Genomic DNA, 21,308 nt, shown 5'->3' on the forward strand with positions numbered 1-21,308 from the left:
TCGGCCCGCTGCTGGCCCTGGCGCCGGTGCGCAAACGGCCGGTCGAGCAGATCGCGATCGTCGACGGGACCCTGATCCCCACCCGCGATCACCGCTTGGCCGCCCGGAGCAAGAACTACCGGTACTCAACGAACCTGCAGGTCGCCATCGACGCCTCCACCCGCCTCGGCGAGCCGACCGAGTTCAAGACGGTCAAGGCTGACCCACCGACACACCGTACGATCAAGAACGAGATTGTCGGTTCCACCTCGGGCATAGGTCAAGGCGGCAATATCATCATCGACGCAAGGCATACGCCACTCACCCGGGCCGACGCGATCAAGGGCCTCGCCGCGTTCCTCAACGCGTCCCCCGGTAACGCTGCGAAGCTCACGAGAGTCCGGATCTGGGGTGCGGACTTCGACATGGATTGGCAGGCAACGCCCTGATGCCGAACTACGTGGAAATATATTTCGGGTCTACTGACGACCGGGAACGGGTGGTTGACAAGGTCAGTTCCACACTGGGTATCCCCTTTGAACCGTCCGACAAGCCCTACGCCGATTACCTGGGCAAGACCGAGGACTTGGCGATCGACTTCAAGGTGGGTCACGAGCTGGAGGACGACGCGGGGATCCCGTTCGAGGAGATGCCCTATGTGTTAACGGTCCGGGATTTCCGTCGAGGTCAGTTGGACGAACCCGCCGCGAGAAAGATGTTCGGTGAGTTGGAAGGACTGGGCTACCGGCCCATGTACCTCGTCAGGGGTCTGCAGGAGATTCTCGCGTCCATCGACTGAGCCGACCGTTGCTGGCCGTCTCCGCCAGTCCACTCAAGACTGGCGGGGGGCGGAGAGTATGCGTTAGTTCGTCGCCGACGGCACGTGGCTTCCCTCCTCAGGCCCTATGGAGTTGATTTCCTGTGACCGGTCCCTGGGTTACCCCCGAAGTGCTGGCTGCCGTACCAGTTCCATGGCGGCTGGCGGATCCCGTCGAGCGTGGGAAGGCGACGCGCGAGCTGCCGCCCGGCCCGCAGCAGCGGGTCGAAGCCCTACGGGCGTTGGAGACGTGCCTCGCCTACCTGGTGGACGTCCGGGACCGTTACGGCGACGAGACCGACTGGGGGCTTCCCAAGGCGTTCTTTGATGACTACTGGTTCATCCTGTACGCACGGCTGGAGCAGTCGATGCCGACCCTTGCCGACGTCACGCCCGAGAGGGTGCGCGACTGGGCCGAGGCTTACCTGGACCCGGAGGACGTCTTCGGCGTCACGTGGACGACGCCACCGGACGAGGTCATCGACAGCATTGGTCGATCATGGGTCTTCTTCATCCTGCAAGGCGCGACGGAGAGTCTGGTCCGCTGGTTCCGCCGCGTGGGGCCTGATCACCTGGACGATCCGGAACGAGCCCGGGTGGTCGACCTGCTCAAGGCGGCCACACCTCGTCTGCCGTGGCGTCTGACGATCCTCACCATCCCGACGATTCCGGATCTCGGCGGCCCGGAGGAGAAGGGCTACTTCGATCGTCTGGCGAACGATCCTGGCCTCCACGAGAAGACCCGCGCCGAGGCGGAGAGCGTGAGCTCGTTCATCGACCGCCAACACGAGCCGCTCTAGCGAGGGACGTTCAGGCCGTCGCGGCACAGCACCGCGCTGCCGCGCAGACAGTTTTCGATCAATGACCGCCTCAGTTCCACGTCGGGGAGGAGTGGCGTGAGCATTTCGAGCTATCTGGTATGTCCGTCGCGCAAGTTGATGATCGGGCTCGGTAAGCGGCTCAGAGACCAGAGTGGCACGGTTTCCGGATTCTCCATCGGCGACCATCTGACCTATGAAGATCCGCAGCTCACGCAGGCTCTCTGGAAGTTCCTCGCCGACACCGCCGGTTCCGAGCTGGTCGTCAAGTTCAGCGACGACGAGGAATTCGAGGAGATCGCGAGCTACCGCGAGATCGGCGGGGACGAGTATGACGGCATCAGGATCGAGGACTATCTACGCAGAGAAGCGTCGCCCTGATGCCGAGCTGCGTGGAGATAATGTTCGGGTCGACCGATGACCGGGACCGGATGGCCGGCAAGGTGAGTTCCGCCTTGGGCCTCCAGGAGATTCTCGAGTCCATCGACTGAGCCGACGGTCAGCGGGGGACGTTCAGGCCGTACCGGCGCAGCACCGCGCCGAGCGTTTCGTACGGGGCGCCGGGGCCACCGTCGAGTCGATACCACCACGCGCGTCGGGCGCCCCGCCCCAACGGGCGGCCCATGACCACCTCGTGCTCCGGCTCGACGGGGTTCTCCTGGTGGCCGACCAGGACGCCCCACGGCAACGCCGGCATGCTCGGCGTGCTTGACCGCAGCCCGCCGGTCCGGCCCGGATGGACGGTCACGATCATGCTGCGGGCCGTGCCGGCCAGCTTCTCGGCGAGCCCTTCGATCGTCGTCTCGTCGACGGACGACAGGGCAGGGCCGGCCACCCGGAGTTGTTCGCGGATGCCGACGTCGACCCGCTCGACCGTCAGGACCCCGAGTGTGGCGGACCTGCCCCCGCCGCCGACGACGGTCAGGCTGGTGGGTGCCGGCGCGCGCGTTCGACAGAACGCCGTGAGTTCGTGGCGCGACCACGGCTCCGTGACCGGTTCGCCGACGCCCCACCCGGCCGGATCGCCGCCGGTGAGGGCGCGGATGGCGGCTTCGGTGCTGGCACCGAGTCGCAGGGCCTCGGTGGCGGGGTGCAGGGTGACGATCTGGATCTCCAGGCCGCCTGTCCACGGTGCGTCGGCCGGCGGCGAACCGGCGGGCTGCGAGGCGTCGGCACTGGCGAAGCGCTGACCGTCCCAGTGCAGCGGGAGGCCGGTGAGCCCGTCGCGGTACTGGCCGCCCGCCCGCACCACCCACTGCCCCCGTGCCTGGGCGAGCATCATCTCGAGCGGGTACGTGATGACGCCGTCCGCCGGCGTGACGACCTGGAGCAGCAGTCCGTCGCGTACCGCGTCGACAGCGGCTTCCGCGAGCCAGGGTGCCAGGCCTACCACCGCGCGGTCCTGGTGGAGAACGACGGCCCGGTCGGTGATCGTGTCGGTCGCGCCGTTCATCGGCTCATCCATGTCAGCCCTCCCGTGATCTGGACCAGTGCGGCGGTGAAACGGCGGGCCACGTCCGCGGCTTGCGGGTCCGCCGCGGGTGCGCGGCTCTCCACCCACCAGACCCGGCCGCCGAAGGAGTCGTCGAGCGGAAGACCGAGCAACCGCTCGGCCTCGCCCGGCACCTGCACCAGGCGCGCGGTCTCGACGCTCAGGAGCAGACGCCCGTCACCGGGGTCGAACAGCCGCACCAGCCCGGCCGCCTCGACGGTGTCCATCTTCAGCTCGGAACCGGCCGCGAGCAGGGCACCGAGCATCGCGGCCGGATCGGGCTCGGCGCGGCACAGCGCCACCGTGTCGAATGTCATCAGTGCTCCTTCGTCTGGCCGGCGAACGCGGTCTGCACCATGCGGGGGCCGTCGCCGGGGCGGATCAGTTGCGCGCGTCCGGTGGGCAGGACCATGGGGCGCACGCCCGAGAACAGTTGGCCCTCCGTCCGGTCGCCGGACATGAGCAGGCTCAGGCAGCCGGCCTCGCGCACGGCCAGCGGGAACGGCTCGAACAGACCGCGTGAGGCGCCGGCCACCCGGCGGGCCATCACGACGTGCAGCCCGGTGTCACGGCCGGCCGCCACGTACGGGACCAGCGCGCCGAGCGGCTGCGTGGCCGACGCGGCCAGGATTTCGTAGTCGTCGATGAGCAGCACGATGCGGGTACGCGCCGACTCGGACGACCGCCGTTTCGCCAGTTCGTCGCACACCGCCCTGGACAGTTGCTGGGCGAGCGCCGCGTTCGGGGCGTACCCACCGCAGTAGGAGTCGGGCACCACGTCGGCGAGTACGCCGCGAGGGTCGAACACCGCGAAGACCAGCTCCTCGGACGTGTACTGCCCCATCAACTCCTCGGCGACCAGCCGCAGCAGGTTCGTCTTTCCGGTCCGGAGGTCCCCGAGGACGAGGAGGTGCTGGTCGCGGCCGAACAGGTCGAGAACGGCGGGGGAGAAGTCACTCTCGTAGCGACCGAAGGGGACCACGCCGTGGCCGGCGGGAGTGCCGGCGAGGTCGGCCACGGGGAGTACGGCGGGAAGGACCCGGACGGGTGGCGGCAGTGCTCCCGTCCAGGCTGCTCGCACCAACCGGGCGGCCGCGACCAGACCGGCGTTGGCCGGGTCCGGAACCCCGTCCAGGCGGGGCAGCGCCACCTGGGCGAACAGCTTCTCACTGGTGAGAGCCCGGCCAGGCTGGTCCGGTGGGACGCCCCGAGCCTGCCTGCCGTCGATGCTCGACTCGGCGGGCTCGGTGAGCCGCAGCTCGACCCGGTTGGCGAAGGCGACCTGCTGCGCGGCACGGACCTCGTTCCACCGCCGGGCGGTGCCGATCACGTGGATGCCGTAGCGGCCGCCCCTGGCGAGCAGGTCGTGCACCTTGGATTCCAGGCTTTCGAACTCGGCGTTGAGCTGGCCGTAGCCGTCGATCAGCAACACCACGTCGACGCAGCCGACCTCGGTACGCACGCTCTCGTCGGCGCCTCGCAGGTCCTCGACCGTGTCGAACTGGTGTCTGCTGAATACGCGTTGCCGCTGGGCGAGCATCGCGTGCACCTCGTCGACGACGCGGCGGACGCGCTCGCGGTCCTCGCGGTTGGCGACGCCGCCGACGTGCGGGAGCCCGGCAAGCCCCGAGAGGCCGTTTCCCAGCAGGTCGATGCCGTAGATGCCGACGTCGGTGGGGCGATGGGTGGTGGCCAGGCCGAGCGCGAGGGTACGCAGCACTGTCGTCTTGCCGCTGCCGGGCCCGCCGAGGACGAGCAGGTTGCCGCCGCTCCCGGCGAGATTCAGCACCCAGGGGCCCTGCCATTGACGGGCGGGATCGTCGAGACGGCCCAGCGTAACCGGCAACCCGACGCCGGGGCGCGACCCGGTTCCCAGGCGTACGCCGTCCGGTGTGGTGATCACCCCGCCGCCAGCCTCGTCGAGGGTGAGCATGGGTGGCAGGGGCGGCAACCAGATCGCCGGGACCCGCTGCCCGCTCGCCGCCAGCTGCCCCACCACCGTCGACAGCAGGGTCGGTCCGGTGGTGCGCCGGGACGCCTTCGGCTCCTCGGGCACGCTCTCGTCGGCGTCGGTGCGCGCGGTGCCGAACACCGGCATCGGCTTCGCCAGCGGCCCCACGATCGGGGCGAGTTCGGCGTCTGCGCCGTTGCTGAGCGGGCCGGAGACGTAGGCGGCCTTGAACCGCTGGTAGATCGACACGTCGACCTTCAGGTAGCCGTCCCGGGCAACGGCGGCAGGTGGAACGCGTCGACTGTGTCGAGGACGGTCCGCGACTCCATCTCGGTGAGCGTCCGTAGGCCGATCCGGTAGGCGAGATAGTTCTCCAGGCCCCGCATCTTGCCCTGTTCGACGCGCTGGCTCGACAGCAGCAGGTGCACGCCGATCGACCGCCCGATCCGCCCGATCCGCAGGAACAGGTCGATGAACTCGGACTTGGCGGCGAGCAGTTCGCCGAACTCGTCGATGAGCACGAGCAGGTGGGGGAGCGGGGGCAGGTCGGTGTGCTCGCCCTGCGCCGCGCGGAGCAGGTGGTACTCGGTGATGTCGGTGACCCTGCCGGCGTCGGCGAGCATCTGCTGGCGGCGCTGCACCTCGCCGTCGAGGCTCGTGTACATCCGTTCCACCAGCGCCGCGTCGGCGACCAGGTTGGTGATCAGCCCGGCCAGGTGCGGCAACTCGCTGAACGGCGCGAACGTGGCCCCGCCCTTGTAGTCGACGAGGACCATCGCCATCCGTTCCGGCGGGTGACTCGCCGCCAGGGCGAGCACGAGCGTGCGCAGCAGTTCGCTCTTGCCCGAACCGGTCGCTCCGACGCACAGCCCGTGCGGCCCCATCCCGAGCTGCGCGGCCTCCTTCAGGTCGAGCAGCACCGGACGCCCCGCCGGGTTGACCCCGATCGGGACGCGGAGGAAATCCCGCTCGCCCCGCGGCCGCCAGAGGTCGACCAGATCCAGGTTCGTGGGGTCGGACAGGCCCAACAGGTCCTGGAAGTCGGCCGGTGGCGTACCGGTGCCGTCGTCGTAGGAGTCGGCGGACAGCCGCAGCGGGGCGATGCTGCGGGCCAGGCCCTCCACGAGCGGGCCCGGTGCCTCGTCGAGGGTGCCGCGTACGGTCACCGCCGGGGACGCGGTCAGATCCTCCAGGGTGACCGAGTCGCCGTCGACGGTGATCCGGCGGGAGACGTCGCCGGGTTCGTGCAGCCGGTCGGCGAGCAGGTGCACCACGGTGACGCCGAGGCTGGCCAGACCGACCGTCTGGTCGGGGCTGGCCAGCACGCGGGCGAGCTCACCGTGTGCGTCGTCGACGACCAGCAGCCGTGGCCGGGCCTTCGCCTCCGTACGCCCGACACCGTGCCGGAACGACTTGAGCGCGCTGGTGGTCCGCTCCTCCAGATCCTCGCTGAGCAGTTCGACGAGCGTCTGTACGGTGGTGACCAGCAGCGGGGTCGGGCCGGACGGGCCGATCGAGGTCCGGTCGAGCAGATGTGGCAGCCACCGTGCCCAACGCCAGGTCCGGGCGCGCTCGGGGGTGGTGATGATCGCGAGCGTCACGTCGTCGGGGGCGTGGAACGTGGCGACCTGCACGAGGATCGCCCTGGCGAGGGCGACGGCGTCCGCGTAGTTCGGCGTTATCACGCTGACATCCCCGGCGCAGTCCAGGTTCGCCCGCAGCGGCAGCCCGGGTACCAGCGCGAATCGGCGGATCAGTGAGCGCGCCTCGTGACGCATGAACGGATCGAGCGGATTGGTGGGCGTGCTCTGCTCGCGCAGCTCGATCGTGCGGACGGGCAGCGAACCCATGCCCAGCCGTACGTGCAGAAAGTCGATGTCGGCGCGTCGGCGTTCCCACAGTCGGGCCGGGCTGCGGATCACGTCGAGCAGCCGATTCACCGGCGGGTCGAGGAGGTTCGCCTCCTCCCGCAGACGCTGCTCGGACTCGCGCAACTGGTCGCGCAGTTCCTCCAGGTAGTCCTGGTAGCGCTCGCGCTGTGCCCGGCGCTGCCGGCCGGCCTTGCCCAGCTGGGTGAGGTACATCGCCCCGGCGGCGCCCAGCGCCGCCACCATGACCACGGCGCCCAGAGCCGCGAAGCCGGAGCCGCGCAGGAACATCATCATGCTCATCGCCACCCCGGCGCCGGCCATGGGCAGCAACGCCTGGAGCCCCATCGCGGACTTGCCGTCGGGCAGTTGCGGTGGCGGGTCCAGCACGAGTGGATCCATTGCGGCCATCGGGCGGGCCATCCGGGCGGGGCGGTGCACCATGCGCGTCGACATGCGGGGGGCCTCCGGTCACATCCGCCGAGCGCGACTCAGCGCCAGCGCGGCGGCGCGGGTCGCCTCCACGAGCGTCGCCTCGCCGATCCGCGACGGGGTGATGAGCGCACCGGCGCCCAGGTGACGGTCGTAGGGCAGCACCACCACCGGTACGCCGGTCTGCTCGATCAGCTCACGGGCGGCGCCGTGGATCAGCGTCGCGCGGCCGTGCGGGTTGCTCGCGCTCAACACGACGATCACGCGCTCCAGCCATGACCCGTAGCCGTCGTCGACGATCCGGCGCAGCGTCTGGTAGGTGCCCCGAACCCCGTCGGGTGTCGCCGCCGCGACGAGCACCACCGCGTGCGCGTCGGCCATCACCCCCGCCGGGGTACGGGCCTCCAGGCCGGGTGGGCAGTCGGTGACGGTGACGGCGAAGAGACGCGACAGTGCGCGCGTGACAGCGGTGCACAGGTTCGGGTTGGTGGTGCCGCTCGGCAGTACCCAGAGACCTGTCCCGGTGCGTGGGAGGAGTGGTTCGAGGTCGCGCAGGTCGCCGCCCCGGCCCGCGAGCAGTCCGGGTGCCAGTCGTTGCAGTGACGGGTCGCTCGGGGCGCCGAGCCGCCAGGTCAGCGAGCCCTCGTACGGGTCCGCGTCCGCGGCGAGCACCGGATCGGCGCGACGCGCGGCGAACACCGACGCCAGCAGCGCGGCAAGCGTGGATTTCCCCGCGCCACCCTGCACGGAGGCCACCGCGATCCGCCGGCCGGTGTGCACGGGTGCCTGCACCTCGGCGGCGAGGTCGGCGAGTTCCCGGGTCTGCCGGCCGCTGGCGAACATCCGGCTGGCGCTGCGCCACGTACGCCGTAGCGCGGAGTCGCCGGAGGGGGGCCTGCGCGCGATCGACAGGTCGCCCGGCTCCGACGCCGGCGGGTCGGCCGGCGGCGCGGTGCGCGGCACCGGTGGAGCGCTCATGCCACCGCCTCAGTCAGAAGGTGTCGAGAAGTCGCGAGTTGAGCCCGAACACCCCGACGGCGACGGGCACCAGCGCCATCACCGTCAGGGCCTCGACGCGATCGGCGACCTGCCGGCCTCGCGCCAGGACGTGCGGCGGCGGCCGGTACGCCAGGATCGCCAGGGCCACCGCGCAGACGCCGAGTGCCGCCACCGCCGTGCCCCACCACGTGCCGGGCCGCTCCCGTACCCAGCACAGCAGCAGGCCGCCCGCGATGGTCAGCGCGCCGGCCACCAGCGTCACCACCTCGGCCGCCAGTGGGAAGGCGCGCATCCGCAGCAGCAGGGCGCCGGCCACCAGGGCTGCCAGCACCAGTCGCCACGGGCCCGGCGTCGACGCGAGGATGAGCCCGGCGAGCGTCGCCGAGGTCGCCGCCGCGATCGCCGCGACCGCCAGCCCGCGATGCGCGGAGTCAACCGCGGCCTGTACCGATACCCGGCTCACCGGCTCGTCGTTGCTGCGGCGGTCGTCGAGACGGGTGAGGCCCGATGTGATCATCGCGATCCGCGGCAACAGCCCGAGCACGCCCACCGACGCGATCGCCAGCACCGCCGCGACCCGCTCGGCGGGCATGCCGAGCAGCAGCGGCACGCTCCAGCCCGCGACCAGGGCCAGCATCGTGCCGCCACCGAGGACGCCAGCGCGCCCGTTACCCGTTACGGCACCCACCGCGAGGACGGTGCAGCCGATCACCACGGTCCACAGTGCCCACCGGGGGTGCGGGTGTCCGTCCAGCCGGGCACGGCGGTCATCACCATCGCGGCGCCGCTCAAGAGCACCGCCACCCCGATCCTGCGTCTGCCCGCCATCCCGACGAGGAGGCCGGCGAGGGCGACCGCGCCGCCGACGACGCTGACCGCGGCAGGCCCGAGGTGCGGGCCGGCGAGCAGTGCCGCCACCGCGGCGGCCACCAGGCAGGCGGTGGTGGCGGTCCAGGTACGGGGGACGTCACCCCACCGGCCGCGCCGCCGGATGAGGTCGTCGCCGACCTCGTCGGAGACATCGTGGACGATCGCCGCCGGCGGTGCCTCGGAGATCGGGTCGACCCGCAACAGCGCGCCGTCGGGCACGGCGGCCTGCCGAAGGCTGCCGGCCGGGTCGAGCACCGTGCCGTCGAGGGTGCTGATCTGGTAGCCCCGCGAATCGTCAGTCGGCGGGTGGCCCACCAGTGCGACGACCTCGGGCAGCAGCAGGCCGAGCGGCTCGTCGGCGGGCAGCACGAGGTCGATGCGTCGGTGTGGCCCGGCCAGGGTCACCCGACTGAGGTGACCGGCGGAGGCGAGGGTCCGCGGTTGGGTCATCGCGGACCCGTGGGTTGGATCGGTGCCGGGTTGCGTGCCCTCTGCTGCTCGGCGACGACGTTCTGGAGGAAGGACCAGCCGACACACACGGCGCAGGCCACCGCCGCCAGCACGAGACCGGTACGCAACCACCGGAACCCGTCACCCGTGGCGCGGACCCGGCGCTGCCTGCCCCACAGCAGCAGCTCACGCATGCGGGCGCGACGAACCGCGACCGACTCGATGAGCTGCGTGTCGAATTCCCGAGCCACGGCTCGATTCTATCCACGGCCGCTAATCCGATCGGGGGACGTGATCTCGCGGGTGCCGGGTCGGCACGCCGCGACCGCGCGCTGATGGTGACTGTCGCAGCCGCGTTCTATGGTGGCCATACCTCAGAGATCCCGGAGCGTCAGCCCATGACATTTGCGCCCCTGACCATCAGTCTGCCCATCGCCGACCGCACGACCTCGTACCACTTCTACCGCGACGGTCTCGGCCTCGAAGCGGTGGGCGAGCTGGCCGACGACGGAATCCCGGAGCCGTTGCAGTTCGTGGTCAACGACGGGCTGCGCCTGATGCTCGTCCCGACCGGCGGCTTCGGGTGGGTGATCGGCCCGCGCGAGGTCGCCCCGAGGGGGCAGAGCGAGTGCCTGCTCGCCCTGGGCGCCGCCACCGAGGCCGACGCGGGCGCGATCGTCGAGCGGGCGGGCGCCGCGGGCGGCGAGGTGGTCGCCGAGCCGACCACGCGACCCTGGGGGTACGCGGGCGTCTTCGCCGACCCGGACGGTCACCTGTGGATGGTGTCGGTCACCCCGGGGTGACCGGCGCGGAGGCTCTGGCGCTGCGGCGAGCCCTCGTCGAGCGCGACCCGGGAGGACATCCACGAGGTGACCGCGACCGGTTCGGTTCGTGGCCGGAGACCGGCTCCGGCATCTCCCGCGAGTCGTTCGGCAATCCGTCCGGCTGGTCGAGCTGACCGGCCTGCGTCAGACGTAGATCTTCGTGGCGTACTCCGGGCCGTAGTGCCTCTCCAGGTCCTCCAGGCTCTCGGAGGGCGTCTCGACCTCCTTGATCAGGCGGGCGCGGGACGGCAGCACGTCGGGCTGCCAGGTCTCCGGCTGCCACAGCGCGGACCGCAGGAACGCCTTCGCGCAGTGGTAGAAGATTTGCTCGATCTCCACCACCACGGCGAGCACCGGCCGGTGCCCCTTGACGACCATGTCGTCGAACCAGGGCGCGTCGCGTACCAGGCGGGCCCGTCCGTTGATGCGCAGCGTGTCGGTGCGCCCCGGGATCAAAAAGAGCAGCCCGACGTGCGGGTTGTCCAGGATGTTGCGGTAGCCGTCGGCCCGCTTGTTGCCTGGCCGCTCCGGCAGCGCGATGGTCGTGTCGTCCAGCACCAGCGCGAACCCGGCCGGGTCGCCCTTGGGGGAGACGTCGCAGCTGCCGTCCGCGCCGGCCGTCGCCATCAGGCAGAACGGCGCGGCGGCGAGCCACTGCCGGTCCCGCTCGTGCAGGCGGGCGCGATCCTTGTTGGCGGCGCGCGCGCTCGGCGTGCCGAGCAGCTCGCGTAGTTCCTCGTGCGAAGTGATCTCCACCGTCACGCGATCCTCCCCCAGCCGTTGACCCGGGTGGCGGCGCCACCGTCGCCAGCCTAGGCCCGCGTGGCCAGTGCGAGGTTTGCCCCCGGTCGCCCGGGGTACGGCCTCACCCGACACGCCCGCCGCTCGTACCGTCCGCAGAGAAGCCGACCAGTGGAGGCCGGGAGATGGAGAGCCGACTCAAGGTGCTGGGGCACCCAGTCCATCCGATGCTTGTCATGTTCCCGGTCGCGCTGTTGGTCACCGCAGTGCTCTTCGACATCATCGACACGGTCGGCGGGCCGGACTTCCTCGGCGAGGTCGCGTACTGGAACATCACCGTCGGCCTGATCGGCGGCCTGCTCGCCGCGGCGGCCGGCTCGTTCGACCTGCTGGCGATCCCGACCGGCACCCGCGCGAAGCGGGTTGGTCTGCTGCACGCGGGCGCCAACGTCGCGGTGATCCTGCTCTTCGCCGCCGTGTGGGTCGTCCGGCTCAACGCCGATTCGCGGGCCGCCGGCGGCGCGCTGATCGCCATCGAGGTCGTCGCGGTGGCGATCCTCGGCATCAGCGCCTGGCTCGGCGGCGAACTGGTCGACCGGCTCGGTGTGGGCGTCGACCGCGACGCCGGTCTGGATGCGCCCAGCTCACTGCGGCCCACCACGGCCACCCGGCGGATCGGAGACGTGCGATGAGCGAGCAGCAGCAGACCGGCGGCTTCGGCCGGGGGTGGCGCGGCCGGCAACAGGGCTGGGACCCGATGGGCGAGTTGCAGTCGCTGCGCGCCGAGCTGAGCCGGCTGGTCGGCGGCCGGGCCGGGTCGTCCGACGTCGAGCTGACCGAGACCGCGGACGGCTGGCAGGTCGTCGTTCGGCTGCCGGGCGTCGCGCCCGAGGAGGTGGCCGTCGAGCTGGACGACCGCGAGCTGTGCGTGCGGGCCCGCTCCGAGGCGGAGGTCAACGCCGATCAGGGCATTCCCGGGGGCTTCGAGACGCGCGGTTTCGAGTACCGCATCGACCTGCCGTCCCGGGTCGACCCGGAGGGCATCGACGCGGTGATGGACCACGGGCTGCTGCGCGTCCGGCTGCCCCGGGCGGCGCGACCCACGGCGCGCACCATCACCGTCGGCCGCGCCGGGCCGCGCTCGGGCGGCCTCTCCGGTGGTACGCCGATAGCGGCCGATCCCGCCGCGGACCGGGAGCTGCACCACCCGGACAGCGTCGGCGAGATCGACCGGGAGTAGCGCGCCACGTGGTCACCCCGTCCCTGCTCGGCCCGACGGCGGGGCGAGTCGAAGACGTGCGCCGGATCGCGGTGCTGCGCGCCAACGCCCTCGGCGACTTCATCTTCGTTCTGCCGGCGTTGGACGCGTTGCGCGCCGCGTACCCCTCGGCGGAGATCGTGCTGCTCGGGGCGCCGTGGCACGCGAAGCTCTGGCGCGACCGGCCCGGCCCGGTGGACCGGGTGCTGGTGGTGCCGCCGGGCCCCGGCATCCGGGAGCCGGAGGCCGGTGAGCCGGCGTCCACGATCGACGACTTCGTGGCGGCGGCCAGCGGTGAGGGTTTCGACCTGGCGGTGCAGGCCCACGGCGGTGGCGCGAACTCCAATCCGTTGATCAGCCGCCTCGGTGCCCGGGTGACGGTCGGGTTGCGCGCCGAGGACGCGCCGCCGCTGGACCGGTGGGTCCGCTACGTGTACTACCAGCACGAGGTGATCCGCTATCTGGAGGCGGTGGCCCTGGTGGGCGCTCCGGCGACCACCATCGTGCCGACGCTCGCGGTCACCGACGCGGACCGGGCCGAGGCCGAGCAGGTGCTCGGCCCGCCGGCCCGCCCTCGGGTGGCGCTGCATCCGGGCGCTTCCGACACCCGCCGCCGCTGGCCGGCCGAGCGGTTCGCCGAGGTGGCCCGTGCGCTGCACGGCGACGGGTACGAGGTGCTGGTGACGGGTACGCCCTCCGAGCGGGAGGTGGTGGACCAGGTGGCCGCGGCGGCGGGGGTGCCGGTCCGGCCGCAGGTGGGCACGCTCAGTCTCGGCGGGCTGGCCGGCTGCTACGCCGGTTGCGCGCTGGTCGTCTCCAACGACACCGGCCCGCTGCACCTGGCCGCCGCGGTGGGCACGTCGACGGTGGGCATCTTCTGGGTCGGCAACCTGATCAACACGGCGACGCCGTTGCGTGGCCGGCACCGGCCGATCAGCTCCTGGACGGTGCACTGCCCGGTCTGCGGCGTGGACTGCACGCCGGGCATCTACCCGCACCGGCCGGGTGACGGCGAGTGCCCGCACCGCGACTCGTTCGTCATCGACGTGCCGGTGGCCGAGGTGCTGGAATCGGCCCGCGAACTGCTCAGCCCGTAGGCGGCGCTCAGGCCGGCTGTGGGGTGTCCTCGTCGGCGAGGACGACCTCCCACGCCTCCACGTCCCGTTCGGTGACCGTGGTGGGGGTCTCCAGGTGGTAGGCGCCGCTGGGCAGGATGCCCGCCCCGCCGTGGCGGGCCAGCACCGCGAGCTGGGCGGCCACGTCCTCGCCCTGGTGTCTCTCGTGCATCCGCCGCCAGAAGTCGAAGCCCCCGGAGTCGACGAGCTTGGCCCGGTCGTAGAGCACGCACCCGCCGATCCAGGACACCTTGTACGCCCGCCACGCGCCCGGCGGCAGCGCCAGCTCGGCGGTGACGTGCAGCAGGTTGGCCGCCGAGTGGATGCGGGCCCGGTCCCACTCGGCGGTGCCCGGCCGGATCCGCTCCGGGACGGGCCGGCCGGCCCACTCCTCGTAGTGCCGGTGTGTGTCCGGTCGTACGTCCTCGGTGTACGACAGGCCGTGCACGCCGCTGCCGACGAACCCGCAGCCCAGCTCCTCGATCGCGGTGACCAGCCGGTGCAGCGCCCCGGGTTCCAGCCAGACGTCGTCGTCGAGGTTGAGCACGTACCGCGCGGAGGACGCGGCGAGCAGATAGGCACGGTGCTCGGCCAGCCCGCGGCGCGGCAGCCGGCGGGTCAACAGCACCGGGTGGCCCGCGTGGCGTAGCGCCCGGACCATGGTGGCCGCGGCGGGGTGGGCGTACGCCGGATCGCCGTCGGACTGGTCGCTGACCACCACGCCGAAGCCGGGAACCCCGCCCTGGGCGGCGAGCCCGGCCAGGGTGACGGCCAGTTCGGCGGGCCGGTTACGGGTCGGGACCAACACGTCGACCAGCCGGTCGGCACGGAACTCCGCCGGGGTGCCGAGGGCGAGGGGCCGGTTCACGACGCCTGGGTGCGGGGGCTCAGCGACGGGTCGGTGGCGTGCGACGACGGGTCCTGGCTGTGTGACCGGATCCGGTCGATGATCGCCGAGGTGGACCGGTCCGGCACGTACCCCAGCGTGCGCACCTGACCGCCGAGTCGGCGCACCAGCGGCGCCTCCGGCACCAGCTCCGGCGGATAGTCGCCGCCCTTGACGTACACGTCGGGCCGGACCGCCTCGATCAGCGCGGCGGGCGAGTCCTCCTCGAACACCACCACGTGGTCCACGCAGGACAGCGCGGCCAGCAGGGCGCCTCGGTCCTCGACCGGGTTGACCGGTCGGTCCGGCCCCTTGAGCCGGCGTACGCTGCCGTCCGAGTTGACCGCCACGATGAGCAGGTCGCCCAGGGCACGGGCCTGTTCCAGGTAGCGCACGTGCCCGGGGTGCAGCACGTCGAAGCAGCCGTTGGTGAACACCACGGACCGGCCCGCCTCGCGATGCTCGGCGACGATCGCGTCCAGTTCGTCGGTGCCGACCACCGCCGGGTGCCCGACGGTCTCCGGTGGCATGTCGAGGGCGGCGAGCAGGTCGTTGCGCAGGCACACACAGGTGCCGGTGTCGGACACGGTGATGGTGGCCGCGAGCTGGGCGAGTTGCGCGGCGGTGGGCAGCGGCGCGTCGGCGGCCAGGGCCAGCGTCATCGCCGCCAGGTACGCGTCTCCCGCGCCCACCGCGTGGCTCGCGGGGACCGGGATGCTGTGGCTGCGTCGCCGTTCCCCGTCCGCGCCGCCGACCACCGCGCCGTCGGTGTCCAGGGTCACCGCGACCACGTCCGCGCCGGTGTGCGCGCGCAGCTCGGCGAGGCGCGACTCGGCCAGTACGGCCCGGTCCACGCCCGCTCCGGCCTCGGTGTTCACTGTGACGCCGGTGCCGGTGACGCTGAGGCCGTCGCCGGTGAGGGCCACCCGACCCTCGCTCGGGGTGGGCTCGCCGACCGGGCCGGGCCGGTCGTCCGCGCGGGCCCCGCCCGGAGCGGCGCCGACGCTCAGCTCGGACGGCCCGTCGGCCGGATCGTTGTCGGGGTGTTCCAGGTGCAGGTCGGTGCCGGCGGTCGAACGGTTCGGGCCACCGGCACGGGCCAGCAGCCGGGTCGCCTCGGCGAAGCTGGGGGTGACCACCGTCGGCGCGAGCCCTCGCCAGTCGGCGAGGTCGTGGGCGTCCAGCGCGACCGTGGCGTACCGCTCGCGCTGTTCGACCAGCCACGCGCGGACCGGCGCGGACAGCGCACCCAGACCGTAGTCGCAGACCACCAGGGTCGGCGCCTCTCCGCCGGCAGCGGCGCGCAGCTCCTCGGTGGCGCAGTCCAGCGCCGTGAGCAGCCGGTCCACCCCGTCCGGGTCGAGAGCGTCGTCCGCGTCGCCGGAGTCCTCCCGGAGCAGGATCTGGTTGCCGGCGAGCATCCGCCGCTTCACGGGGGTGGGCCGACCGGGCTGGTTGACCGTACGGTCCCAGACGCCGGCCCGGTCCAGACAGTCGTGCAGTTCGTCGCCGGCGACGTCGGCGCCGACCGGCGCCACCAGCACGGCCCGACCGCCGAGGGTGGCGACGTTGACCGCGGTGTTCGCGGCCCCACCGGCGGCGGAGATCCGTCGGCGCAGGGTGAGGACCGGGGCGGGCGCCTCCCGGCAGAGCCGGTCGGAGTCGGCGAACCGCCACTCGTCCAGCATGGCGTCGCCGACGATCAGGACCGGGCGCCCGAGCCAGCTCTCCACGACGGTGGCGAGCCGGCGCTGTTCCGCTGCTGCTCCTGCCATGCCTCCCCGGGTCCCCAGCGGCCCTCCGGACAAACCCCGCGCCGGGACCGGCTGCGCCGCGGGTCCGCGACCTTTCGTCCCACCCTCGTCGACGGGGTGCCCGTCGTACCGACGTGGGGTGTTTCGGGCGTTGGAGGCCGGGAAGGGAATTGAGGTACCCCGGAGAGGAGATGTACCAAGATGGCAGCGACACTGCAGGGCAAGAGGATCGCCTTCCTGGCCGCCGACGGCGTCGAGGAGGTCGAGTACGTCCAGCCGCGCGAGGCGGTCGAGAACGCCGGCGCGACTGCCGAGCTGGTCTCGCTCAAGGCCGGTTCCATTCAGTCCTTCAACCACCTGGACCAGTCCAAGACGTACGACGTGGACGTCACCGTGGACAAGGCGGACGCCGCCGGGTACGACGCGCTGGTGCTGCCGGGCGGGGTGGCGAACCCGGACTTCCTGCGGTCCGACCCGGACGCGGTGCGGTTCGTGAAGGCGTTCTTCGACGCCGGCAAGCCGGTCGGGGTGATCTGTCACGGCCCGTGGACGCTGATCGAGGCGGACGTGGTCCGTGGCCGGCGGATCACCTCCTGGCCCAGCCTGCGCACGGATCTGACCAACGCCGGCGCCACCTGGGTCGACGAGGAGTGCGTGACGGACGGCAACCTGACGAGCAGCCGCAACCCCGACGACCTCCCCGCCTTCTGCGCAAAGATCACCCAAACCTTCGCCACCCCCTGACCCCCCACCCCCACCCTGTTGATCATGAAGTTATTGCCGGCTCACCCGGCGTGTCGTGGCAACAACTTCATGATCGACCGGGGTGGCGGCGGGGTGGCGGCGGGGTGGGGGTATGGGACCGGTGGGGTTTTTCTCGGGTATGGGGCATGTTCTCCGGTGGTCGGGAAAGAGGGCTTGATGACCACCGAAGCCTCTGCCGCGCCGGTACTGAATCGCCAGCAGATCCGGCTGCTGATGCTGGGCCTGATGACGGGCATGCTGCTGGCCGCCCTCGACCAGACCATCGTCGGCACGGCCCTGCCGACCATCGTCGGTGAGCTGGGTGGGATCAACCACTACTCGTGGGTGGTCACGGCGTACCTGCTCGCCTCGACCGCGTCGACCCCGCTGTACGGCAAGATGGCCGACCTGTACGGGCGTCGCCCGGTCTTCCTCTTCTCGATCGGCACGTTCCTGCTCGGGTCGCTGCTGGCCGGCCTGTCGCAGAACATGACCCAGCTGATCGTCACGCGGGGCATCCAGGGGCTCGGTGCCGGTGGTCTGCTGACGCTGGCGTTCACGATCATCTCGGACGTGGTCTCACCTCGGGAGAGGGGCCGCTACCAGGGTCTGTTCGGGGCGGTGTTCGGCATCGCGTCGGTGGCCGGCCCGCTGGTCGGTGGGTACTTCGCCGAGACCGACTGGCGGTGGATCTTCTACATCAACGTGCCGCTGGCGATCCTGGCCATCGTGGTCTGCTACCACGTGATGCGGCTGATCCCGTTCGAGCGCCGGGACCACGCGATCGACTGGCTCGGCGCCGGCCTGCTGGTGGCCGCGGTGAGCTGCCTCCTGCTCGCGCTGAGCTGGGGCGGAAACGAGTACCCGTGGGGTTCCGGGCTGATCATCGGCCTCTTCGTCGCCGGTGCGGTGCTGGCCGTGCTCTTCGTGCTCCAGGAGGCGCGGGTCGACGAGCCGATCCTGCCGCTGCGGCTGTTCCGCAGCGCCACGTTCGCGCTGGCCAACTCCGCCGGCTTCGTGCTCGGTCTGGTGATGTTCGGGTCGATCATCTTCATCCCGCTGTACCTCCAGATCGTCAAGGGCGCCTCGCCGACCCGCAGCGGTCTGCTGATGCTGCCGATGATGGCCGGCATCATCGTGACCTCGATCCTCACCGGCCGGGCGATGAGCCGGATCGGCCGGTACAAGTGGTTCCCGGTGGCCGGGGCGGTCACCCTGCTGGTCGGCATGCTGCTGTTCACCCGGTTGCAGGTGGGTACGTCGCTCTGGGTGGCGTTCGGCTTCATGGTGGTGATCGGCGTCGGCCTCGGTCTGTGCATGCAGTCGCTCGTCCTCGCGGTGCAGAACGCGGTCTCCGTCCGCGACCTGGGCGCCGGTACCTCGTCGGCGACGTTCTTCCGGTCGCTGGGTGGTTCGTTCGGGGTGGCGATCCTCGGCACGGTGCTCTCGTCGCGGCTCAACTCGCAGCTCGCCGACCGGTTGCCCGGTGCGATCGCCCAGCTTCCACCGGAGCAGCGGGCCGCGGTCGCGGCGAGTGGCGGCACGAACATCTCGATCAACGACCCGGCGACCATCATGGCCCTGCCCGGCGCCGTCCGGGCCGCCATCCAGGCGTCGTTCGTGGAGTCGCTGCACCTGGTCTTCCTGACCACCGGGCTCGTCGCCATCGTGGCGGTGCTGGTCACCCTGGCGATGCCGAACAACGAGCTGCGGGGTGCCGGTCCGCAGGGCGCCAAGGGCGGGGCCGACCCGCTCGGCGGTGAGGCTCCGGCGCCGGGCGGCAAGCCACTGACCCGCGAATCCAAGGACGAGGCCGCCGCCGACATGAACGCCAAGTCCCAGACGATGATCTGACCGTCCTCGGCCGATCGCCGAGACGGCTCCGCGACGACGGGCACACTCCCGAATGAGCGGTGCCCCGTCGCGCTCCGACTCCAGCCAGATCAGAGAGCTGTTTCTGGAACATCACCGAAGCGACGGCCCACCGTGCCGTCAAGGAGCTGCACGAGCGCACACCACCGCCCTACTTGAGGATCAGCCGGTTGGTCTGCTCGAAGACGTCCAGGTCGGCCAGGGTTTCCAACACCGATCCGGAGAGCGGTGTGGGGAACCTGTCGCGGGGGAAGAAGCCGGCGTCGGTGGTCTCGTCGGTGACCCGGGTCAGCTGCCCGTCCCACTCCTCGACCTTGAACGCGGTGGTGAAGACCTGGTACGTGTGCCCGTACATGTTGGTGCTGGTCCGGTCCGGGCCGGTGTAAAGGGCGAACGCGCAGACCCGCAGCGCCCGCAGTCCGGTCTCCTCGCGGACCTCGCGGACCGCGCAGTCGGCGATCGACTCGCCCAGCTCCATCGCCCCGGCGGGCATGGCCCACTGGCCGTTGTCCGATCGTTGGATGAGCAGGATGCGCCCCGCGTTGTCGCTGACCACGGCACGGGCGCCGACGAACATCAGCGTCCGGTCCCCGGCGAGCGCGCGCAACTGCCCCACGTATGAGTCGGCCCAGGAGATGCTCACCTGCGACAATTTACGGGGGTTCCCAACGTGTGACCGCCGACACTAGCTTGTTACCCATGCGTAGCACGATGATGGACGCCCCCCTGCAGGTCTCCCGGATCCTCGACCACGGCGCAGGGGTGCACGGCACGGCCGAGGTGGTCACCTGGACGGGCGCCGAACCCCGCCGGATGACGTACGCCGAGGTGGGCCGCACCGCCGCCCGGTTGGCCCACGCGCTGCGCGACGAGTGCGGCGTCACCGGCGACGAGCGGGTCGCCACCTTCATGTGGAACAACAACGAGCACCTGGTGGCCTACTTCGCGGTGCCGAGCATGGGCGCGGTGCTGCACACCCTCAACCTCCGGCTCTTTCCCGACCAGCTCACCTACATCGCCAACCACGCGCAGGACCGGGTGGTGCTGGTCGACAGCACGCTCATCCCGCTGCTGGCCAGGGTGATCGGCGAGCTGAACACGGTGCGCCACGTGGTGGTGGTCGGCGGTGGCGACCCGGCCCCGCTGGTGGCGGCCGCCGGAGACCGGATCACCGTGCACCACTGGGACGCGCTGCTGGCCGACCGGCCCGAGGTGTACGACTGGCCCGAGGTCGACGAGCGCGACGCCGCGGCGCTCTGCTACACCTCGGGCACCACCGGCAACCCGAAGGGCGTGGCCTACTCGCACCGGTCCATCTACCTGCACTCGTTGCAGGTCTGCATGCCGGAGGGCTTCGGTCTCGGGCCGACCGACCGGGAGTTGGCCATCGTGCCGATGTTCCACGCCATGTCCTGGGGCCTGCCCTACGCGGCGTTCCTCTCCGGCGCGTCGTTGATCATGCCGGACCGGTTTCTCCAGGCCGCGCCGATCGCCGAGATGATCGCCGCCGAGCGGCCCACCCTGGCCGGCGCGGTGCCGACCATCTGGACCGACCTGCTGGCCTACCTGGACAGCCACGAGGTGGACACGTCCTCGCTCACCGAGGTGATCGTCGGTGGCTCGGCCTGCCCGCCGGCGTTGATGCACGCGTTCGACGAGCGGCACGGGATCGACGTCATCCACGCCTGGGGGATGACCGAGATGTCGCCGCTGGGATCGGTCTCCCGCCCGCCCGCCGGGGCGACCGGCGAGCAGGCCTGGCGCTACCGGTACACGCAGGGTCGGGTGCCGGCCGGGGTGCAGGCGCGCATCGTCGGCCCGCTGGGCGAGCCGCTGCCCGCCGACGGCACGGCCGTCGGTGAGCTGGAGGTCCGCGGGCCGTGGGTGACCGCGCGGTACGTCGGTGACGACGCCCCGGATGAGGAGAAGTTCCGCGACGGCTGGCTGCGTACCGGCGACGTGGGCATGCTCTCCTCGGACGGGTACATCACGCTGACCGACCGGGCGAAGGACGTGATCAAGTCCGGTGGCGAGTGGATCTCGTCGGTGGAGCTGGAGAACGCGCTGATGGCGCACCCGGCCGTGCTGGAGGCGTGCGTGGTGGGCGTGCCGGACGAGCGGTGGGACGAGCGGCCACTGGCGACCGTGGTGGTCCGCGAGGGTGCGTCGGTGACCGCCGAGGAGTTGCGGGACTTCCTGGCCGGCTCGGTCGCCCGGTGGCAGTTGCCGGAGCGGTGGGCGTTCATCGACACGGTGCCGAAGACCAGCGTCGGCAAGTTCGACAAGAAGGTCGTCCGTTCGCGGTACGCCGACGGTGAGCTGACTGTCCGGGAGCTGACAGCACCGTAACGTTTTACCGGGCACTGTCGCCTGTTGGGCAGAGGAGTACTCCTGACATTCCTCCCCAGGGGCGGCCCCGGCGTTCGCACCGCGCCGGG

23 protein-coding genes and 1 pseudogene are annotated in these 21,308 nt (G+C 71.5%); 12 read left to right on the top strand and 12 right to left on the bottom strand.

What is annotated here, in order from left to right; all coding sequences use genetic code 11:
• The 4 genes and pseudogenes from AB0J68_RS07050 to AB0J68_RS07065 form a co-directional block, all read left to right on the top strand.
• Positions 1-167 (top strand): annotated as a pseudogene (locus AB0J68_RS07050) (IS5/IS1182 family transposase); the annotation flags it as partial.
• Positions 168-427: 260 nt separating this feature from the next.
• On the top strand, positions 428-778 hold the full coding sequence (locus AB0J68_RS07055; protein WP_363936796.1) for a hypothetical protein: 351 nt from the start codon (positions 428-430) through the stop codon (positions 776-778).
• A 122-nt stretch (positions 779-900) separates the two neighbouring features.
• The gene (locus AB0J68_RS07060) at positions 901-1,596 is read left to right on the top strand and encodes a hypothetical protein (RefSeq protein WP_363936799.1); all 696 of its coding nucleotides are present in this window, start codon (positions 901-903) and stop codon (positions 1,594-1,596) included.
• Between the two features lie 96 nt (positions 1,597-1,692).
• Positions 1,693-1,995: a hypothetical protein gene (locus tag AB0J68_RS07065; RefSeq protein WP_363936801.1), complete on the top strand. Its 303-nt coding sequence runs from the start codon at positions 1,693-1,695 to the stop codon at positions 1,993-1,995.
• 118 nt (positions 1,996-2,113) lie between these two features.
• Here the strand turns inward: AB0J68_RS07065 and AB0J68_RS07070 are convergent, their stop codons facing one another.
• The 8 genes from AB0J68_RS07070 to AB0J68_RS07105 are packed head-to-tail and all read right to left on the bottom strand — an operon-like array spanning position 2,114 to position 9,927.
• On the bottom strand, positions 2,114-3,079 hold the full coding sequence (locus AB0J68_RS07070) for a DUF6177 family protein (RefSeq protein ID WP_363936804.1): 966 nt from the start codon (positions 3,077-3,079) through the stop codon (positions 2,114-2,116).
• Positions 3,064-3,423, bottom strand: coding sequence for a hypothetical protein (locus AB0J68_RS07075; protein WP_363936805.1), 360 nt, complete (start codon positions 3,421-3,423; stop codon positions 3,064-3,066). Before AB0J68_RS07075 ends, AB0J68_RS07070 begins: the two co-directional genes overlap by 16 nt.
• Positions 3,423-5,306: a type VII secretion protein EccCb gene (eccCb, locus tag AB0J68_RS07080; RefSeq protein ID WP_363936807.1), complete on the bottom strand. Its 1,884-nt coding sequence runs from the start codon at positions 5,304-5,306 to the stop codon at positions 3,423-3,425. The genes AB0J68_RS07075 and eccCb overlap by 1 nt, the downstream gene beginning before the upstream one ends.
• An 8-nt stretch (positions 5,307-5,314) precedes the next feature.
• Positions 5,315-7,381: a type VII secretion protein EccCa gene (gene eccCa, locus AB0J68_RS07085; RefSeq protein WP_363936808.1), complete on the bottom strand. Its 2,067-nt coding sequence runs from the start codon at positions 7,379-7,381 to the stop codon at positions 5,315-5,317.
• 15 nt (positions 7,382-7,396) lie between these two features.
• Entirely contained in the window at positions 7,397-8,335 is a 939-nt protein-coding gene (locus tag AB0J68_RS07090; protein ID WP_363936810.1) for a hypothetical protein, read from the bottom strand.
• Between the two features lie 13 nt (positions 8,336-8,348).
• On the bottom strand, positions 8,349-9,044 hold the full coding sequence (locus AB0J68_RS07095) for a hypothetical protein (protein WP_354854703.1): 696 nt from the start codon (positions 9,042-9,044) through the stop codon (positions 8,349-8,351).
• Between the two features lie 20 nt (positions 9,045-9,064).
• Positions 9,065-9,676 carry an EsaB/YukD family protein gene (locus AB0J68_RS07100; protein WP_354854704.1) on the bottom strand — a complete coding sequence of 204 codons (612 nt, stop codon included), beginning with the start codon at positions 9,674-9,676 and terminating at the stop codon, positions 9,065-9,067.
• On the bottom strand, positions 9,673-9,927 hold the full coding sequence (locus AB0J68_RS07105) for a hypothetical protein (protein ID WP_354854706.1): 255 nt from the start codon (positions 9,925-9,927) through the stop codon (positions 9,673-9,675). Before AB0J68_RS07105 ends, AB0J68_RS07100 begins: the two co-directional genes overlap by 4 nt.
• 147 nt (positions 9,928-10,074) lie before the next feature.
• Between AB0J68_RS07105 and AB0J68_RS07110 the strand changes: the two genes are divergently transcribed.
• Both AB0J68_RS07110 and AB0J68_RS07115 read left to right on the top strand, forming a co-directional pair.
• Positions 10,075-10,479: a VOC family protein gene (locus tag AB0J68_RS07110; RefSeq protein ID WP_354854708.1), complete on the top strand. Its 405-nt coding sequence runs from the start codon at positions 10,075-10,077 to the stop codon at positions 10,477-10,479.
• A complete protein-coding gene (locus AB0J68_RS07115; RefSeq protein WP_354854710.1) occupies positions 10,476-10,634 on the top strand; it encodes a hypothetical protein in 159 nt (52 codons plus the stop codon). Before AB0J68_RS07110 ends, AB0J68_RS07115 begins: the two co-directional genes overlap by 4 nt.
• A gap of 10 nt (positions 10,635-10,644) precedes the next feature.
• Here AB0J68_RS07115 and AB0J68_RS07120 read toward each other — a convergent pair whose 3' ends face one another.
• Complete coding sequence (locus AB0J68_RS07120) at positions 10,645-11,262, bottom strand: pyridoxamine 5'-phosphate oxidase family protein (protein WP_355134391.1); 618 nt, start codon at positions 11,260-11,262, stop codon at positions 10,645-10,647.
• Between the two features lie 164 nt (positions 11,263-11,426).
• Here AB0J68_RS07120 and AB0J68_RS07125 point away from each other — a divergent pair, with 164 nt between their 5' ends.
• From AB0J68_RS07125 to AB0J68_RS07135, 3 genes are read left to right on the top strand one after another with little or no spacing between them, the layout of a single operon-like run.
• Positions 11,427-11,933, top strand: a complete 507-nt coding sequence (locus AB0J68_RS07125; protein WP_354854714.1) for a DUF2231 domain-containing protein — start codon at positions 11,427-11,429, stop codon at positions 11,931-11,933.
• Positions 11,930-12,481: an Hsp20/alpha crystallin family protein gene (locus AB0J68_RS07130; protein ID WP_354854716.1), complete on the top strand. Its 552-nt coding sequence runs from the start codon at positions 11,930-11,932 to the stop codon at positions 12,479-12,481. Before AB0J68_RS07125 ends, AB0J68_RS07130 begins: the two co-directional genes overlap by 4 nt.
• An 8-nt stretch (positions 12,482-12,489) precedes the next feature.
• Positions 12,490-13,596, top strand: coding sequence for a glycosyltransferase family 9 protein (locus tag AB0J68_RS07135; RefSeq protein WP_355134393.1), 1,107 nt, complete (start codon positions 12,490-12,492; stop codon positions 13,594-13,596).
• 7 nt (positions 13,597-13,603) lie between these two features.
• Here the strand turns inward: AB0J68_RS07135 and AB0J68_RS07140 are convergent, their stop codons facing one another.
• Both AB0J68_RS07140 and rfaE2 read right to left on the bottom strand, forming a co-directional pair.
• Positions 13,604-14,482, bottom strand: a complete 879-nt coding sequence (locus tag AB0J68_RS07140) for a glycosyltransferase (protein WP_363936817.1) — start codon at positions 14,480-14,482, stop codon at positions 13,604-13,606.
• The gene (gene rfaE2, locus AB0J68_RS07145; protein ID WP_363936819.1) at positions 14,479-16,275 is read right to left on the bottom strand and encodes a D-glycero-beta-D-manno-heptose 1-phosphate adenylyltransferase; all 1,797 of its coding nucleotides are present in this window, start codon (positions 16,273-16,275) and stop codon (positions 14,479-14,481) included. Before rfaE2 ends, AB0J68_RS07140 begins: the two co-directional genes overlap by 4 nt.
• A 180-nt stretch (positions 16,276-16,455) precedes the next feature.
• Here rfaE2 and AB0J68_RS07150 point away from each other — a divergent pair, with 180 nt between their 5' ends.
• Together AB0J68_RS07150 and AB0J68_RS07155 are read left to right on the top strand one after the other, a co-directional pair.
• A complete protein-coding gene (locus AB0J68_RS07150) occupies positions 16,456-16,998 on the top strand; it encodes a type 1 glutamine amidotransferase domain-containing protein (protein WP_363936821.1) in 543 nt (180 codons plus the stop codon).
• A gap of 177 nt (positions 16,999-17,175) precedes the next feature.
• Positions 17,176-18,852, top strand: coding sequence for an MDR family MFS transporter (locus AB0J68_RS07155; RefSeq protein ID WP_363936824.1), 1,677 nt, complete (start codon positions 17,176-17,178; stop codon positions 18,850-18,852).
• Between the two features lie 169 nt (positions 18,853-19,021).
• Here AB0J68_RS07155 and AB0J68_RS07160 read toward each other — a convergent pair whose 3' ends face one another.
• Entirely contained in the window at positions 19,022-19,513 is a 492-nt protein-coding gene (locus AB0J68_RS07160; RefSeq protein ID WP_355134399.1) for an NUDIX domain-containing protein, read from the bottom strand.
• 56 nt (positions 19,514-19,569) lie between these two features.
• On the opposite strand from AB0J68_RS07160, the gene AB0J68_RS07165 reads away from it, so the two are divergent.
• On the top strand, positions 19,570-21,219 hold the full coding sequence (locus AB0J68_RS07165) for a fatty acid--CoA ligase (protein WP_355065481.1): 1,650 nt from the start codon (positions 19,570-19,572) through the stop codon (positions 21,217-21,219).
• Positions 21,220-21,308: the final 89 nt, after the last annotated feature.

The organism is Micromonospora sp. NPDC049580 (genome assembly GCF_040675595.1).
Classification (GTDB): Bacteria; Actinomycetota; Actinomycetes; order Mycobacteriales; family Micromonosporaceae; genus Micromonospora.

Excerpts from the sequence above, each read along its gene's own strand:
- AB0J68_RS07055 (WP_363936796.1), top strand. The coding sequence starts at position 428 with ATGCCGAACTACGTGGAAATATATTTCGGGTCTACTGACGACCGGGAA.
- AB0J68_RS07070 (WP_363936804.1), bottom strand. The coding sequence starts at position 3,079 with ATGGATGAGCCGATGAACGGCGCGACCGACACGATCACCGACCGGGCC.
- AB0J68_RS07075 (WP_363936805.1), bottom strand. The coding sequence starts at position 3,423 with ATGACATTCGACACGGTGGCGCTGTGCCGCGCCGAGCCCGATCCGGCC.
- eccCa (WP_363936808.1), bottom strand. The coding sequence starts at position 7,381 with ATGTCGACGCGCATGGTGCACCGCCCCGCCCGGATGGCCCGCCCGATG.
- AB0J68_RS07090 (WP_363936810.1), bottom strand. The coding sequence starts at position 8,335 with ATGAGCGCTCCACCGGTGCCGCGCACCGCGCCGCCGGCCGACCCGCCG.
- AB0J68_RS07100 (WP_354854704.1), bottom strand. The coding sequence starts at position 9,676 with ATGACCCAACCGCGGACCCTCGCCTCCGCCGGTCACCTCAGTCGGGTG.
- AB0J68_RS07110 (WP_354854708.1), top strand. The coding sequence starts at position 10,075 with ATGACATTTGCGCCCCTGACCATCAGTCTGCCCATCGCCGACCGCACG.
- AB0J68_RS07125 (WP_354854714.1), top strand. The coding sequence starts at position 11,427 with ATGGAGAGCCGACTCAAGGTGCTGGGGCACCCAGTCCATCCGATGCTT.
- AB0J68_RS07130 (WP_354854716.1), top strand. The coding sequence starts at position 11,930 with ATGAGCGAGCAGCAGCAGACCGGCGGCTTCGGCCGGGGGTGGCGCGGC.
- rfaE2 (WP_363936819.1), bottom strand. The coding sequence starts at position 16,275 with ATGGCAGGAGCAGCAGCGGAACAGCGCCGGCTCGCCACCGTCGTGGAG.
- AB0J68_RS07150 (WP_363936821.1), top strand. The coding sequence starts at position 16,456 with ATGGCAGCGACACTGCAGGGCAAGAGGATCGCCTTCCTGGCCGCCGAC.
- AB0J68_RS07155 (WP_363936824.1), top strand. The coding sequence starts at position 17,176 with ATGACCACCGAAGCCTCTGCCGCGCCGGTACTGAATCGCCAGCAGATC.
- AB0J68_RS07165 (WP_355065481.1), top strand. The coding sequence starts at position 19,570 with ATGCGTAGCACGATGATGGACGCCCCCCTGCAGGTCTCCCGGATCCTC.